Origin of the sequence: Diaphorobacter sp. LI3 (assembly GCF_022807955.1) — a bacterium.
GTDB classification, from domain to species: domain Bacteria; phylum Pseudomonadota; class Gammaproteobacteria; order Burkholderiales; family Burkholderiaceae_C; genus Diaphorobacter; species Diaphorobacter nitroreducens.
Genome location: NZ_CP094346.1, coordinates 1194514 through 1209443, shown reverse-complemented (window position 1 = coordinate 1209443; position 14930 = coordinate 1194514). Strand labels below are relative to the sequence as shown.

Sequence of the window (14930 nt, the reverse complement as noted above, 5' to 3'; positions counted from 1 at the left end):
TGCGTGATGCACACCACAACGCTCAAGCCCGCAGGGCGCAGCACGGCGCAGACGGCGCGCGACGTCATCTCGCTGTTCAAGCTGCGCATCGGCGTGCTGATCATGATCACCGCCCTCGTTGGTATGGCCGTGACGCCAGGGCCCGCGCCCAGCTTCGTGCAGGCGCTGGTGCTGGCGCTGTCCGTGCTCATGGCGTCGGCCAGTGCAGGAGCGTTCAACCAGTATGTGGAGTACGAAAGCGACCGGCTGATGCGGCGCACCAGCCGGCGCGCCTTCGCCACCGGCGCCCTGCCCCACCACCCTGGCTGGCTGGTCTTGATGGCCGTGCTGCTGGCGGTGGCGGTGACATCGGCCTGGCTGGTGCTCAATGCCGTGGCGGCCCTGCATGTGTTCCTGGGCGCATTTTTCTACGGGGTGGTCTACACCCTGTGGCTCAAGCGCCGCACGGCCATGAACATCGTCATCGGGGGCCTGGCCGGCAGCTTTGCCGTGCTCGCCGGCGCCGCCGCCGTCGACCCCGGCCTGGGTCCCCTGCCCTGGCTGCTGGCCCTGGTGCTGTTCCTGTGGACGCCGCCGCATTTCTGGAGCCTGGCCATCGCCAACAGCGCCGACTATGCCCAGGCGGGCGTGCCCATGCTGCCCGTAGTGGTGGGGCCCGAACGTGCCGCCCGCACCGTACTGCTGAGTACCATCGCCCTGTTCCTCGCCTCACTGGCCCCGCTGGCCTTCGGCGCGGGCTGGGTGTATGGCGCGGGCGCCCTGGTGGGCGGCCTGCACTTCGTGCGCAAGTCCTGGCAGCTGGCGCGCAAGCCCGGGCGCGCCACGGCCATGGGTTCGTTTTTCGCATCCCTGGTGCAGCTGAGCCTGCTGCTGCTGGCCGCCAGCATTGACGCGCTGATGCGCTGAAGCGGGAGCCGCGCCATGGCCTGCCTGCAGCTGCTTCGCATACACCGCCTGGTTGCCTCGTGCACCATGGGGCTGATGCTGGTGCTGCCGGCCATGGCCGCCTCACCCGATACCACCGACACCACCGATCTGGGGCTGGATCGCGAAGCAGCGCTGCGCACCAGCCAGGCCGCCATCGGCCGCAAGGTGGGTGAGCATATCTTGCTGAACCGCGAGGGCGTGCCCACCTCCCTCGCGTCCTACCGCGGCAAGCCGCTGCTGGTGAGCTTCATCTACACCGGCTGCTTCCAGGTCTGCCCCACCACCACGCGCTCGCTGCAGGAAGCCGTGGAGGGCCTGCAAAAAAGCGTCGGGCCGAACCAGTTCAACGTGGTCAGCATCGGCTTCAACCAGCCAGCCGATTCGCCCCAGGCCCTGAAGGCCTTTGCCACGCAATACGGCATACGCCAGCCGAACTGGGAATTCCTGAGCCCGCCGGCGGCCATCGTGCCCGACCTGGCGCGCGATTTCGGCTTTGTCTACCAGTCCTCCCCGGCGGGTTTCGACCATGTGCTGCAGGTCTCCATCGTGGACGCCGATGGACGCATCGTGCGCCAGGTGTACGGCGAGGGCGTGGCACCCGCCGAGCTCGGCGAGCCCTTGAAGATGCTGCTGGCGGGCCAGCCCGTGCAGTCCAACGAGCTGATCGGGCATCTGGTGGATCGGGTGCGCATCCTGTGCACGGTGTTCGACCCCAAGACCGGGGCCTACAAGGTGGACTACACGCTGCCCATACAGATCGCCGGCGGCGTGACGTTTTTCGTGCTGATGATGATCTTTTTCGTCAATGAGTGGCGCTCAAGCCGCAAGCTGGCGCGCAGCAAGGGGATGCGCAACGCCTGATGCGCAACGCCAGTCCCATGTCCTTGCCAGGTCCAGCCCGGCCCTCCCTGGGCCCCGCCACCGCCCCGCCGCCCCTGCCCCGCCTAGCCAGCGCCTACCGTGCGCTGGAGCATGGCTTTGACGCAGCCTTTGGCGCGGGCGCCAACCCGCTCAAGCACCTGGGCGCCTTGGGCTTCATGCTGCTGTGGCTGCTGGTGGCCAGCGGCAGCGTGCTCTACATCGTGCTCGACACCTCGGCCGCCGGCGCCTACCGGTCCATCGCCGCACTGGCCGACGTGCCATGGATGCTGGGCACGGCGCTGCGCGGCGTGCACCGCTACGGGGCCGACGCGTTCGTCGTCGTCATGGGCCTGCACATCGTCCGCGAATGGCTGCTGGGCCGCTACCGGCACTGGCGCAAGGCGATCTGGTGGACGGGCGTGCCCCTGGTGGGCCTGGCCTTTGTCAGCGCCGTGGGCGGTTTCTGGCTCAACTGGGATCGCCTGGGCCAGTATTCGGTGGTATCCACCGCCGACTGGCTCGACGCCCTGCCGATTCTGGGCGCCTCGCTGGCGCGCAACTTCCTGGGCGACGTGAACCTGAGCGACCGGCTCTTCACCCTGTTCATCTTCATCCACATCGGCATGCCGCTGCTGATGGTGTTCGGACTGTGGTTCCACATTCAGCGCGTTGCGCTGGCCAAGGTGTTTCCGCCGCGCGTGCTGGCCTGGGGTACCTTTGCCAGCCTGTTGCTGCTGGCCCTGCTGCTGCCCGTGCACAGTCAGGGCCCGGCAGATCTGCGCAGCCAGCCCGCGGCCCTGGCGCTGGACTGGTGGCTGCTGTTCATCCACCCGCTGGTGGATGCCACCTCCCCCACCACCGTCTGGGCGCTGCTGGCCCTGGCCTTTGTGCTGCTGGCACTGCCGCCCCTGTGGCCCAGCCGCGCGCGCGAAGCCGTGGCGCTGGTCTACCCAGAGCATTGCAGCGGTTGCTCGCGCTGCTTTGACGACTGCCCCTACTCCGCCATCACCATGGTGCCGCACAGCAACGGCAAGGCCGGCATGCGCCTGGCGCAGGTGAACCCCGACCTGTGCGCCAGCTGCGGCATCTGCGCCGGCGCCTGCCCTTCTTCCACGCCGTTTCGCAAGACCGGCCAATTGGTGACCGGCATAGACATGCCGCAATGGCCGGTGGATGAGCTGCGCGCACGGCTCGCGCAAGGCCTGGACGCCATGCCCGGCCCGCGGCGCTTTGTAATCTTTGGCTGCGCCCAGGGCCTGCACTCGCCGCCGCAGGAGCCGGACGTGCTGCATTTCCAGCTGGTATGCGCCGGCGCCCTGCCTCCCTCATTCGTCGAATACGCCCTGCGCCACGGCGCCGATGGCGTGCTCATCAACGGCTGCCGCGAAGGCGGCTGCGAATTCCGCCTGGGCCAGCGCTGGACGGCGCAGCGCCTGACGGGCCAGAGAGAACCCCGCCTGCGCGGCTCTGTAGCGCCAGATGGCTGGCAAATGGCCTGGACCGACAGTGGCGACGAGCCAGCCCTGGCAGCGGCGCTGGACGCCCTGCGCCAGCGCAGCCACACCGCCGCACAACCTGTTTCTGAGGAGAGTCATCCATGAACCGCGCACTCAACTGGACCGGCCAGGCGCTGCTGTACGGCGGCTTTGCCGTCGTGCTGGGCGTGTTTTCGCGCTGGCCGGTATACCACCCGCTGCCCGACGATATGGCGCAGATCAAGGTCAGCTTCATACACCACGGCGCGCGCATTGCCGAATGCCGCCCCTACACGGCCGAGGAGCAGGCCAAGATGCCGCCCAACATGCGCAAGACGGAAAAATGCGAACGCGAGCGCTCGCCCGTGTCCATAGCGGTGGATATCGACGGCAAGACGGTGCTGGAACGCATCTCGCCACCTTCCGGCCTGTCGCGCGACGGAGCCTCCACCCTGTACCAGCGCCTGAACGTGCCCGCCGGCCAGCACCAGATCGCCGTGCGCTTCAAGGACGACCAGAAGGCCGAAGGCTTCACCTCGCAGGTGCAGGAGACCGTCACCCTCAAACCCGCGCAGGTGCTGGTGATCGACTACAGCACCGACAAGGGAGGCATCGTCCTCCAATGAGCTCCCACGCCCCCCCTTTTTCCGGCCGACCGGCGGCGCCGCCAGCCGCCGGCACGGTGGCCGCAGCGTCCACTGCCGACTATGCGCTCAGCCTGCCCGGCGATACCCGCCTGCCGCTGGCACGCGGCTGGCTTTGGCTGGGCCTGGCGGCCCTGATCGGCTCGGGCCTGTTTTCCATCCTGCTCGTCGCCTCGCGCACGCCGTATGTGAACCAATGGCTGCCCTCCGGCAACTTCTTCCACGTCGCCCTGGTGCTGCATGTGGACCTGTCGGTGCTGGTGTGGTTTGTCGCCATGGCCGGCCTGCTGTGGAGCCTGCATGGCAAGGCGCGGGCCATGGGCCTGGGCTGGCTGGCGCTGTGGGTCACGGGCGGCGGCACATTGGCCATGGCCCTGGCGCCGTTCCTGAACCCGGGCGAGCCCATCATGGCCAACTACATCCCGGTGCTGCAGTCCTCGCTGTTCCTCACCGGCCTGGTGGTGTTTGGCCTGGGCGCCACGCTGCTGGTGCTGCGCAGCCTGCTGGCCGCGCCCGGCATGGGGCGGCAGCTTGACGGCCGCGGCGCGCTGGGCTTTGGCCTGAACGCCGCCGGCGTGGCCACCGCCGTGGCGCTGCTGTGCTTTACCTGGTCGTGGCTGGTGCTGCCCACCAGCCTGCACGGCAAGGCCTACTACGAAATCCTGTTCTGGGGCGGCGGCCATGCGCTGCAGTTCACCTGGACGCTGCTCATGCTCGTCGCCTGGCTGTGGCTGGCCAACGCCTGCGGCGCACGCATCATGCTCAGCCCGCGCATCACGCTGGCGCTGCTGCTGCTGGCGCTGGCGGGCGTGTTCGTCACGCCCGTCGCCTATGTGGCGCATGACGTGGCGTCGGTGGAACACCGCAACCTGCTGACCTGGGCCATGCGCCTGGGCGGCGGGCCGGCCATCGTGCCGGTGGCCCTGGCGGCCGTGGTGGGCGTGCTGGCCGTGCGCCTGCAGGGCGACGCCGGCCTGCGCCCGCTGCGCGCGGCGCTACTGTCCTCGGTGCTGTTGTTTGCCGCCGGCGGGGTGATCGGCATCTTCATCCACGGCAGCAACGTGCGCATTCCGGCGCACTACCACGGCAGCATCGTGGGCGTGACGCTGGCGCTCATGGGCGCGGTGTACCGCATCCTGCCGGCCCTGGGCTATCAGGCGCCGCAGGGGCGCCTGGCCACGCTGCAGCCGTGGCTGTACGGCATGGGCCAGCTGATGCACATCATCGGCCTGGTGTGGTCTGGAGGCTACGGCGTGCAACGCAAGGTGGCGGGCACCGACCAGGTGCTGCGCAGCACGGCAGAAGTGGCCGGCATGGGCCTGATGGGCCTGGGCGGGCTGATCGCCATCATTGGCGGACTGCTGTTTGTCGTCGTCGTGCTGCGCGCCATGCGCCAGCCGCAGGCGCTGTCCAATTGAGGAGAACAAGCCATGATCAAGAAACTCCAAGACCTGCTGCAGTGGCTGTTCTTGCGCGTCGAAGGGCTGTTCAATGCCGCCTTCGGTGACCGCATCAACCCCTTCTATCACCTGGGGGCCATCACCTTCTTCCTGTTCTGGGTGATCGGTGCCAGCGGCCTGTACCTGTACATCTTCTTCGAGACCGGCGTGGCCGAGGCCTATTCCTCGGTGATTGCCCTGACCACCAGGCAATGGTGGCTGGGCGGCATCCTGCGCAGCGTGCACCGCTATGCCTCCGACGCCATGGTGCTGACCATGGTGCTGCACATGCTGCGCTACTTTGCCTTCAACCTGTACCACGGCTTCCGCTGGTTCTCCTGGATGACCGGGGTGATGCTGATCTGGATGGTGTATGCCGCAGGCATCAACGGCTACATGCTGCCCTGGGATCAGCTGGCGCAATACATCACCGTCACCAGCTTTGAATGGCTGGACTGGCTACCCATCTTCAACGGTAGCCTGATGCGCAACTTCCTTTACTCCGAGCATGTCGGCGCGCGTTTTTTCACGCTGCTGTCCTTCATGCACCTGGGCGTGCCGCTGGTGGTGCTGATGGTGATGTGGATCCATGTGCAGCGCGTGCCCAAGGCGCGCACCACGCCGCCGCGCCCCATCGTCATCGGGCTGCTGGCGACCCTGGTGGTGCTGTCGCTCATCGCCCCCGTGCACAGCCAGGGCGGGCAGACCGACCTGGCCCAGACGGCCACCCGCATAGAGATGGACTGGTTCTACATGGCCGTGTTCCCGCTGCTGAGCGAATGGCCGCTGGGCCGCGTGTGGGGCCTGGTGGTGGGCATCTCCGTCATCATCGCCCTGCAGCCCTGGTGGCCGCCGCGGTTCAAGCGCGGCGAAAAGCGCCAGCACCGCGTGCAGATACATGGCGAACAGGGTGCACTGAGCAACATCGCCGTGCGCGACGGCGAAACCATACTCGACGCCGGCCTGCGCCAGGGCCTGGCCCTGCCCTATGAATGCCGCAACGGCGCTTGCGGGCTGTGCGTGTGCTCCATCGAGCAAGGCCAGTTCGAGCATCGCCCCTACCAGCGCAGCGCACTGCCCGATGCCGACAAGGAACGCGGCAAGGCGCTGATGTGCTGCGCCGTGCCGCAGGCGGACATGGCCATCGACGTTGCCGGCTTTACCGGGGCGGCAGCCCAGGCCATGGAGGTATTCCACGCCACCGTGGCGCAGCTGGAACGCCTGTCGCCCGACGTGATGCGCGTGATGCTGCAGCTGCCGGCGGGCCAGCGCCTGCAGTTCGCCGCCGGCCAGTACATCAACATCCTGCTGGACGACGGCCAGCGCCGCGCCTTCTCGTTCGCCAACCGCCCGGGTGCCAGCGACCAGATCGAGCTGCATGTGCGCCTGATGCCCGGCGGACGCTGGACCACCCATGTCTTCGAGGCCATGAAGCTGGGCGACAACGTGCGCTTTGAAGGCCCTCTAGGCCAGTTCACGCTGCGCGAGAGCGACCACCCGATCCTGTTCATCGCCGGTGCCACAGGGTTTGCACCCATCAAGAGCATCGTCGAAGACGCGTTTGCGCGCGGTGTGCAGCGCCCGATGCGCCTGTACTGGGGCGTGCGCCGGCCGCAGGATCTGTACATGCTGGCGCAGGCCGAAGAATGGCAAAGCGAGCACAGCAACTTCACCGTGGTGCCCGTGGTGTCCGAACCCACGCCCGAGGACGGCTGGAGCGGCCGCACCGGCCTGGTGCACGAGGCCATGCTGGCCGACTTCCCCAGCCTCAGCGGCAACGAGGTCTACCTGTGCGGCTCGGTGCGCATGGTGGAGACAGCGGTGCCCACGTTCATCGCCCACGGGCTCGATGAGAGCTTCTGTTTTTCCGACGCCTTCGTGATGGCCGCGCCAGCCGCAGCCCAGCAGCCATCATCGCCGGGCGCCGAAGCCGCTACTGCTTGAGCACGTCCGCTCCGGCGGGCGGCTTGAACTGGAAGGTTCCCGCAGGCAGGGCCGGATTGAGCTGCATGCCCGTGAAGCGGATCAGCGAGCGCTGGCCGAAGCCGTCCAGGATGTCCAGGGCGGCCAACCGGTCGCCCTCGAAGCCCACGCGCACGCTCTTGAGCTGGCCGTCCCTGGCCTTCGGCGTGGCCAGCACCCATTGCAGGCCGTCCTGCTCGGGCGCGGCCTCAAGCTGGTAGTCGGCGCGCAGCGCCGCCAGGTCGGGCGCCGCGGCCAGCAGCGCCGCGGGCGTGCTGCCCAGGGCCTGGGCCTGGGCGCGCTGGGTGACCTGGTTCAGGTCCACGTCGTAGAGCCACAGCGTGTGCCCGTCGGCAACGATGGTCTGCTCGAAGGGCTTCTTGTAGACGAATTTGAAGCGCCCCGGGCGCTGGAACTCGAAGCTGCCGCTGGACTGCTTGGGCCGCTGCACCTGGCCGTCCTTCGGTGGCGCGGTCACGGTCTGCGTGAAGTCGGCGCGACCGCTGTGCGCGGTCTTCATGAATTCTTCGAGGCTGTTCAGGCCATCTGCGCTTGCCCACTGGGCGCTAGCAGCTATCAAAATTGCAGTAATCGCTTGTTTCACAGTCACGCCTCCTACTCGCTGCGTGCAGGCACCAGGACTTCGCGCTGGCCGCTGGTCGTGAGCCCGCTCACCAGCCCCGCCTTTTCCATGTCTTCGAGCAGCCGCGCCGAGCGGTTGTAGCCAATGCGCAGCTTGCGCTGCACGTAGGAGATGCTGGCCTTGCGGTCTTTCAGCACCACCTCCACGGCCTGGTCGTACATGGGGTCCTTCTCGCCGTCGCCGTCACCGCCCTCCATGCCGAAGCCGCTGTCCTCGCCGTCTATGCTGCCGCCCTCCAGCACTCCTTCGATGTAATCGGGCTCGCCTTGTTCCTTCAGGTAGCTGACCACGCGATGCACCTCGTCGTCGCTGACGAAGGCGCCGTGCACGCGGATCGGCAGGCCCGTGCCGCTGGCCATGTAGAGCATGTCGCCCATGCCCAGCAGGGCCTCGGCACCCATCTGGTCCAGGATGGTGCGGCTGTCGATCTTGCTGCCCACGGAAAACGCGATGCGCGTGGGAATGTTGGCCTTGATCAGGCCGGTGATCACGTCCACGCTGGGGCGCTGCGTGGCCAGTATCAAATGGATGCCGGCGGCGCGCGCCTTCTGCGCCAGGCGCGCGATCAGCTCCTCGATCTTCTTGCCCACGACCATCATCAGGTCGGCCAGCTCGTCGATCACCACCACGATGTGCGGCAGTCGCTCCAGCGGCTCCGGGCTCTCCGGTGTGAGGCTGAAGGGGTTGGGGATGTGCTCCTCGCGCGCCTTGGCGTCATCTATTTTCGTGTTGTAGCCCGCGAGGTTGCGCACGCCCAGCTTGCTCATGAGCTTGTAGCGGCGCTCCATTTCGGCCACGCACCAGTTCAGCCCGTGGGCGGCCTGCTTCATGTCGGTGACCACCGGCGCGAGCAGGTGCGGAATGCCCTCGTAGACCGACATTTCCAGCATCTTGGGGTCGATCATCAGCAGGCGCACGTCGCGCGCCTCGGCCTTGTAGAGCAGCGAGAGGATCATGGCGTTGATCCCCACCGACTTACCCGAGCCCGTCGTGCCCGCCACCAGCACGTGCGGCATCTTGGCCAGGTCCGCCACCACGGGCGCGCCCACGATGTCCTTGCCCAGGCCCATGGTCAGCAGGCTCTTGGCGTCGTGGTAGACCTGCGAGCCCAGGATCTCCGACAGGCGGATGGTCTGGCGTTTGGCGTTGGGCAGTTCCAGCGCCATGAAGTTCTTGCCAGGAATGGTCTCGATCACGCGGATGGACACCAGCGACAGCGAACGCGCCAGGTCCTTGGCCAGGTTCACGATCTGCGAGCCCTTGACGCCCGTGGCGGGCTCGATCTCGTAGCGCGTGATCACCGGGCCGGGCATGGCGGCCACCACGGTGACGTCCACGCCGAAGTCCTTGAGCTTCTTCTCGATCAGGCGGCTGGTCATCTCCAGCGTCTCGGGCGACACCGTCTCCTGGCGCGCCTGCGCGGCGTCCAGCAGGTCCACCTGCGGCAGGTTGCTGTCGGGCATCTCGCTGAACAGGGGTTTCTGGCGCTCCTTCACCACGCGGGTGCTCTGCACCACATCGGACAGCACGGGCTCGATGATGGTGACAGGCTGCGGGTGCTGCACCTCAATCTCGTGGCGCTCTTCCTGCACCACTTCCTCGCGCTCGCGCGCGGCGCGCCGTCCCACGGCCACGTCCTTGGCCTTCTCGCGCCGCGCCCGGCCGCGCTGCACCAGCGCATCGATGCGCCCGCCCAGGCGCTCGGCCAGATGCCCCCAGGAGAAACGGAACACCAGCGCCGCGCCCAGCACGACCACCACCACGCCGGCCAGGCCCGAGCCCGTGAACCCGAGCCAGCGCACGGCCAGCGGCCCCGTCATATAGCCCAGCATGCCGCCCGCATGGCCGGGCAGCAGGGCTTCGAACCGGTACAGCCGCGACCATTCCAGTGCCGTGCTGGCGCACAGCAGCAGCGCCAGGCCGCCCCAGAATACGCCGCGGCGCTGCCACGGCGCGTGGCCTGCGGCGCCATCGCCGCGCATCCAGCGCGCCAGCGACGCAAACCAGGCGCGCACGCCCGCGGCGACGCACCACCAGACGGAAAAGCCCAGCACGAAGTAGCTGCCGTCGGCGAGCCACGCCCCGAGCCTGCCCACCCAATTGGACAGCGGCTGTCCATTGCCCGCACCCGATGTGGACCAGGCCGCATCCTGCGCGGAATAGCTCACGAGGGCCAGCAGCCAGAACACCAGGCCCAGCAGGCCCAGCACCAGGCCGATCTCATGGCCGAAGCGCGCCGCGCCGGTGCGTGGCGCCGACTTGCTGGAGGAAGAAGCGTTCAGGGTGTTGAGGGAGTACGTCATGGGATAAGAGCGCGCAAGCTTACCCCATGCCGACGACGCGTCTGTGTGCCGTGCGCTGCGTGCGGCAGCCCGCCCCAGGCCTGCCGGCTGCGCGCCTTTTTGTCACTGCGCTGCGCCAGCGCAAAGGCCGATACGCCCGCCCCGGCCGTGTTATTCATGGCTTCTTACAATGGCCGCGATTGAAAACCCGACCGCAGGCGCCCGCGCGGACCGGTTGATACTGGGGGGCCCGGCCCCAGGTTCTTACGGGGCACGCCGGTCGCCCGGCATAACAAAACCTTACTTTTCAGCCATGTCCACTACCCAACACGCCAAAGTCATGATCCTCGGCTCCGGCCCGGCGGGCTACACCGCTGCGGTGTATGCCGCCCGTGCCAACCTCAACCCCGTGCTCATCACGGGCCTGGCCCAGGGCGGCCAACTCATGACCACGACCGAGGTGGACAACTGGCCCGCCGACGTGAACGGCGTGCAAGGCCCCGAGCTGATGCAGCGCTTCCAGGAACATGCCGAGCGCTTCAAAACGCAGATCGTGTTCGACCACATCAGCCAGGTGGACCTGTCCAAGCGCCCCTTCACCCTTACGGGCGACAGCGGCACCTACACCTGCGACTCGCTCATCATCGCCACGGGTGCATCGGCCAAGTACCTGGGCCTGCCCTCCGAGGAAGCCTTCATGGGCAAGGGCGTGTCCGCCTGCGCCACCTGCGACGGCTTCTTCTATCGCGAACAGGACGTGTGCGTGGTCGGCGGCGGCAACACCGCCGTAGAGGAAGCGCTGTACCTGTCCAACATCGCCCGCAAGGTGACGCTGGTACACCGCCGCGACAAGTTCCGCGCCGAGCCCATCCTGATCGACAAGCTCATGGAGAAGGTGGCGGCCGGCAAGATCGAGCTCAAGACCTTCTTCACGCTGGACGAGGTGCTGGGCGACGCCACCGGCGTGACCGGCATCCGCCTCAAGCACACCGACGACGGCCACACCGAGGACATCGCGCTGCAAGGCTGCTTCATTGCCATCGGCCATGCGCCCAACACCGACATCTTCCAGGGCCAGCTGGCGATGGAAAACGGCTACATCGTGACCCAGGGCGGCCTCAAGGGCTTTGCCACGCAAACCAGCGTGCCGGGCGTGTTCGCCGCCGGCGACGTGCAGGACCATGTGTACCGCCAGGCCATCACTAGCGCCGGCACGGGCTGCATGGCCGCGCTGGACGCGCAGCGCTTCCTGGAACAGCAGGAATAACGCACTAAGCCCCGCGCATTCGGCTCCTGCAGGTTTCGGCATGCAGGGGTTTTTTGATATTCGGGCTATAATGCGCGGCTTTGCCAAATCCTGCGCCTGCAAATTGCAGCGCAAAGGCTGCGGCGACCGGGTTACCGCCACCCGTTCAAACTGGCGAGGTGAGGCTGACCGGCACGCTCCTGCTCTCGCGGGACTTCAGCGCCGGCAGCCGTTGCAACTATCGGAGTGTCCTGATGGCACGCGTATGTGAAGTAACGGGCAAGAAGCCCATGGTGGGAAACAACGTCTCCCACGCCAACAACAAGACCAAGCGCCGTTTCCTGCCCAACCTGCAGTACCGCCGTTTCTGGGTGGAAAGCGAGAACCGTTGGGTGCGCCTGCGCGTGTCCAGCGCCGCTCTGCGCCTGATCGACAAGAACGGTATCGACTCCGTGCTCGCAGACATGCGTGCCCGTGGCCAAGCCTAATTTCCTCAAGGAGAACAACCATGGCTTCCAAAGGCGGACGCGAAAAGATCAAGCTGGTGTCCACGGCCGAAACCGGTCACTTCTACACCACCACCAAGAACAAGAAGACGATGCCTGAGAAGATGTCGATCATCAAGTTCGACCCCAAGGCTCGCAAGCACGTCGAGTACAAGGAAGCCAAGCTGAAGTAATTCGGCCCGGCTCCTGTCAAAAAGCCGCCCGGCGTTGCGCCCGGCGGCTTTTTTCATGTCCGGCGTGGGCATAAAAAACCGCGGCACCCTTTCGGGTCGCCGCGGTACTGCGGTGAAAGCCAGCCGCCGTGTCGCTCAGGCGTGGGCCGCGCGCAGCTTCAGCGAGAACTCCTTGAGCGCCGCGATGCCGCTGGCCTCGGCCCGCTGGCACCAGGCCTGCAGGTCTGCCGTCAGCTGGTCGCGCGACTGCGAGGTGTTGAGCCAGAGCTGGCGCAGCTCCTCGCGCATGGTGACCATCTTGTCGAGTACGGGGTGCGCCGCGCGCACTTCGGCCAGCGTCGGCTGGGCCTGGGCAGGGACCTTCTCGGCGTCGCGGTGCAGCCAGCGCTTGGCGCGCTTGAGGGCCGACACATCGGCCTTGCGCGCCTTGAGCGCGGCGATCTCGTCCTTGCAGGCCTGGCGCACGCCGCGTGCATAGCCAGCCATGACCTCGTAGCGGTTGGCGATGAGCGCCTCCAGCGTCTTTTCGTCGGCCACCGGCTTCACGGCGCCCAGGCGCAGCTTGGGCGGCACCTTCTTGACCTTGGCCCAGCCCAGGCGCTGCAGCGCGCTGATGTAGAGCCACCCCACGTCGAACTCATACGGCTTGACCGAGAACTTCGCGGCCGTCGGATAGGTGTGGTGGTTGTTGTGCAGTTCTTCACCGCCGATCACAAGGCCCCAGGGCACGAGGTTGGTGGAGGCGTCCTGCGCCTCGAAGTTGCGGTAACCCCAATAGTGGCCCACGCCGTTGACCACGCCCGCGGCCCAGAACGGGATCCACGCCATCTGCACGGCCCACACGGCGGCGCCCACGGCGCCGAACAGCACCAGGTTGATGACCAGCATCAGCCCCACGCCCTGCCAGGTGAAGCGGCTGTAGACGTTGCGTTCCATCCAGTCGTCCGGCGTGCCATGGCCGAACTTCTTCAGCGTCTCGGCGTTGGCCGCCTCGGCACGGTACAGCTCGGCCCCGCGCCACATCACGGTGCGCAGGCCGCGCGTCTGCGGGCTGTGGGGGTCATCGGGCGTCTCGCACTTGGCGTGGTGCTTGCGGTGGATGGCCACCCATTCCTTGGTGACCATGCCCGTGCCCAGCCACAACCAGAAGCGAAAGAAATGCGCAGGCACGGGCCCCAGGTCCAGCGCACGGTGCGCCTGCGAGCGGTGCAGGAAGATCGTCACCGCCGCGATCGTGATGTGGGTGGTGGCCAGGGTGTAGAGCACGATCTGCCACCAGGCCAGGTCCCACGCGCCATGCGCCAGCCAGTCGAGCGCGGTATTCCACGCGGCGCTATCAAACAACATACAAACCTCGATCCACTATCCAATACCGCCGCGCAGCCGGCGACGTTCCACATTGTCGGGCGCCGTCTCCGCGGACCGGAACATGCCCGGCCGCCAGGATGGCTTCGCGTTGCGTGCCAGCGCGTAGGAAAGTTACGCGCGGCGGGTCCAGACGGCAGCGAAGAAACCGTCCGTCTGGTGCAGATGAGGCCACAGCCGCAGATATCCAGTGCCGCTGGCGCCGCCATGGCACAGGCGTGCGGCATCGGGCACCTTCAGCTGCGTGAGCAGCGCGCCGGCGTCCTGCGGCTCGAAATCGGCATGCGCCGCGCCGAAGGCTTCGGCAATGGCCTCGTTTTCCTGCGGCAGCACGCTGCACGTGGCATAGACCAGCCGCCCGCCAGGTTTGACCAGGCGCGCCGCGCTTTCCAGGATGGCGGTCTGCTTGCCGGCCAGCTCCCGCAGCGCCTCGGGCGATTGGCGCCACTTCAGGTCGGGGTTGCGGCGCAGCGTGCCCAGGCCCGAACAGGGGGCGTCCACCAGCACGCGGTCAATCTTGCCGGCCAGGCGTTTGACGCGCTCGTCGCGCTCGTGGGCGATGGCCGCGGGGTGCACGTTGGACAGGCCCGAGCGCGCCAGGCGGGGCTTGAGCGCCTCCAGCCGATGGGCCGACACGTCGAAGGCGTACAGCCGCCCCGTGCTGCGCATGGCCGCGCCGATGGCCAGCGTCTTGCCGCCGGCACCGGCGCAGAAGTCCACCACCATCTCGCCACGCTTGGCGTCCAGCAGCAGCGCGAGCAACTGCGAGCCCTCGTCCTGCACCTCGATAGCGCCGCGCGTGAACGCGTCCAGCTTGGTGAGCGCAGGCTTGCCGGCGATGCGCAGTCCCCAGGGAGAGTAAGGTGTCACTACCGATTTGATAGCTGCTTGCGCAAGCTCCTTCTGCACTTGGTCGCGTTTTTCCTTCAAGGCATTGACGCGCAGGTCCAATGGCGCAGGCTGCGCCAGGCTGTCGGCCAGGGCCCAGAAGCCGCTCTCGCCCAGCTGCTGCTTGAGCGGCGCCACCAGCCACTCGGGCAGGTTGTGGCGGTGCGGCGCCAGCAGGTCTTCAGGACGCACGGCGTCGCACTGGTCCAGCCAGGACTTTTCCTGTTCGGTCAGTGCGCTCTTGACGAAGTCGCGCGGGCCGTGAAAGCCCAGGATGGCCAGGCGCCGTTCCTTGGGGCCCGCGCCCGAGCGCGCCAGCTGCTCGAACAGCAGCTTCTTGCGCAGGACGTTGTAGACGGTTTCGGCCAGCGTGGCGCGCTCGCGCGGGCCCAGGCCGCGGTGCTCCCGGAAGTAGCGCGAGACCACGGCGTCGGCCGGGTGTTCAAAAGTAAGGACCAGCCTGACGAGTTCCGCGCAGGCGTCCACAAGGGCTTTGGGATGCATGGCGTGATTGTCCCA

Annotated in this window: 13 protein-coding genes and 1 pseudogene; 10 read left to right on the top strand and 4 right to left on the bottom strand. The window is 67.4% G+C overall.

Going from position 1 to position 14930, the window contains the following annotated elements; genetic code table 11:
• Window positions 1-6: 6 nt before the first annotated feature.
• From cyoE to MRB47_RS19945, 7 genes and pseudogenes are all read left to right on the top strand, one after another.
• On the top strand, window positions 7-906 hold the full coding sequence (gene cyoE, locus MRB47_RS05630) for a heme o synthase (RefSeq protein ID WP_252102590.1): 900 nt from the start codon (window positions 7-9) through the stop codon (window positions 904-906).
• A 15-nt stretch (window positions 907-921) separates the two neighbouring features.
• Window positions 922-1788 (top strand): SCO family protein, encoded by an 867-nt coding sequence (locus tag MRB47_RS05625; RefSeq protein WP_252102143.1) that lies wholly within the window; start codon window positions 922-924, stop codon window positions 1786-1788.
• Window positions 1789-1805: 17 nt separating this feature from the next.
• Window positions 1806-3389 carry a cytochrome b N-terminal domain-containing protein gene (locus MRB47_RS05620; RefSeq protein WP_252102142.1) on the top strand — a complete coding sequence of 528 codons (1584 nt, stop codon included), beginning with the start codon at window positions 1806-1808 and terminating at the stop codon, window positions 3387-3389.
• Window positions 3386-3889: a carboxypeptidase-like regulatory domain-containing protein gene (locus MRB47_RS05615; RefSeq protein ID WP_252102141.1), complete on the top strand. Its 504-nt coding sequence runs from the start codon at window positions 3386-3388 to the stop codon at window positions 3887-3889. The genes MRB47_RS05620 and MRB47_RS05615 overlap by 4 nt, the downstream gene beginning before the upstream one ends.
• On the top strand, window positions 3886-5325 hold the full coding sequence (locus tag MRB47_RS05610; protein ID WP_252102140.1) for a cbb3-type cytochrome c oxidase subunit I: 1440 nt from the start codon (window positions 3886-3888) through the stop codon (window positions 5323-5325). The genes MRB47_RS05615 and MRB47_RS05610 overlap by 4 nt, the downstream gene beginning before the upstream one ends.
• A gap of 12 nt (window positions 5326-5337) precedes the next feature.
• A pseudogene (locus tag MRB47_RS19950) lies at window positions 5338-5961 on the top strand (cytochrome b N-terminal domain-containing protein); the annotation flags it as partial.
• Window positions 5962-6234: 273 nt separating this feature from the next.
• Window positions 6235-7290 carry a CDP-6-deoxy-delta-3,4-glucoseen reductase gene (locus tag MRB47_RS19945; RefSeq protein ID WP_411275749.1) on the top strand — a complete coding sequence of 352 codons (1056 nt, stop codon included), beginning with the start codon at window positions 6235-6237 and terminating at the stop codon, window positions 7288-7290.
• Here MRB47_RS19945 and lolA read toward each other — a convergent pair.
• Window positions 7280-7912 carry an outer membrane lipoprotein chaperone LolA gene (gene lolA / locus MRB47_RS05600; RefSeq protein WP_252102138.1) on the bottom strand — a complete coding sequence of 211 codons (633 nt, stop codon included), beginning with the start codon at window positions 7910-7912 and terminating at the stop codon, window positions 7280-7282. The two genes, MRB47_RS19945 and lolA, sit on opposite strands and share 11 nt — an antisense overlap.
• An 11-nt stretch (window positions 7913-7923) precedes the next feature.
• A complete protein-coding gene (locus tag MRB47_RS05595; RefSeq protein WP_252102137.1) occupies window positions 7924-10254 on the bottom strand; it encodes a DNA translocase FtsK in 2331 nt (776 codons plus the stop codon).
• Window positions 10255-10546: 292 nt separating this feature from the next.
• Between MRB47_RS05595 and trxB the strand changes: the two genes are divergently transcribed.
• The 3 genes from trxB to rpmG all read left to right on the top strand — a co-directional run bounded on the left by trxB (window position 10547) and on the right by rpmG (window position 12158).
• On the top strand, window positions 10547-11500 hold the full coding sequence (trxB, locus tag MRB47_RS05590) for a thioredoxin-disulfide reductase (protein WP_252102136.1): 954 nt from the start codon (window positions 10547-10549) through the stop codon (window positions 11498-11500).
• A gap of 233 nt (window positions 11501-11733) precedes the next feature.
• Window positions 11734-11967 (top strand): 50S ribosomal protein L28, encoded by a 234-nt coding sequence (gene rpmB / locus MRB47_RS05585; protein WP_003058229.1) that lies wholly within the window; start codon window positions 11734-11736, stop codon window positions 11965-11967.
• A gap of 20 nt (window positions 11968-11987) precedes the next feature.
• Window positions 11988-12158 carry a 50S ribosomal protein L33 gene (gene rpmG, locus MRB47_RS05580; protein ID WP_011806495.1) on the top strand — a complete coding sequence of 57 codons (171 nt, stop codon included), beginning with the start codon at window positions 11988-11990 and terminating at the stop codon, window positions 12156-12158.
• A gap of 135 nt (window positions 12159-12293) precedes the next feature.
• Here rpmG and MRB47_RS05575 read toward each other — a convergent pair whose 3' ends face one another.
• Together MRB47_RS05575 and MRB47_RS05570 are read right to left on the bottom strand one after the other, a co-directional pair.
• A complete protein-coding gene (locus MRB47_RS05575; protein WP_252102135.1) occupies window positions 12294-13505 on the bottom strand; it encodes a fatty acid desaturase in 1212 nt (403 codons plus the stop codon).
• 132 nt (window positions 13506-13637) lie between these two features.
• Window positions 13638-14915, bottom strand: a complete 1278-nt coding sequence (locus tag MRB47_RS05570; RefSeq protein WP_011806497.1) for an RsmB/NOP family class I SAM-dependent RNA methyltransferase — start codon at window positions 14913-14915, stop codon at window positions 13638-13640.
• Window positions 14916-14930: the final 15 nt, after the last annotated feature.

Bases quoted from the DNA above. Each gene is read 5' to 3' on its own strand.
- MRB47_RS05620 (WP_252102142.1), top strand. From the start codon at position 1,806: ATGTCCTTGCCAGGTCCAGCCCGGCCCTCCCTGGGCCCCGCCACCGCC.
- trxB (WP_252102136.1), top strand. From the start codon at position 10,547: ATGTCCACTACCCAACACGCCAAAGTCATGATCCTCGGCTCCGGCCCG.
- cyoE (WP_252102590.1), top strand. From the start codon at position 7: ATGCACACCACAACGCTCAAGCCCGCAGGGCGCAGCACGGCGCAGACG.
- rpmG (WP_011806495.1), top strand. From the start codon at position 11,988: ATGGCTTCCAAAGGCGGACGCGAAAAGATCAAGCTGGTGTCCACGGCC.
- MRB47_RS05575 (WP_252102135.1), bottom strand. From the start codon at position 13,505: ATGTTGTTTGATAGCGCCGCGTGGAATACCGCGCTCGACTGGCTGGCG.
- MRB47_RS05625 (WP_252102143.1), top strand. From the start codon at position 922: ATGGCCTGCCTGCAGCTGCTTCGCATACACCGCCTGGTTGCCTCGTGC.
- MRB47_RS05595 (WP_252102137.1), bottom strand. From the start codon at position 10,254: ATGACGTACTCCCTCAACACCCTGAACGCTTCTTCCTCCAGCAAGTCG.
- rpmB (WP_003058229.1), top strand. From the start codon at position 11,734: ATGGCACGCGTATGTGAAGTAACGGGCAAGAAGCCCATGGTGGGAAAC.
- MRB47_RS05570 (WP_011806497.1), bottom strand. From the start codon at position 14,915: ATGCATCCCAAAGCCCTTGTGGACGCCTGCGCGGAACTCGTCAGGCTG.
- MRB47_RS05615 (WP_252102141.1), top strand. From the start codon at position 3,386: ATGAACCGCGCACTCAACTGGACCGGCCAGGCGCTGCTGTACGGCGGC.
- MRB47_RS05610 (WP_252102140.1), top strand. From the start codon at position 3,886: ATGAGCTCCCACGCCCCCCCTTTTTCCGGCCGACCGGCGGCGCCGCCA.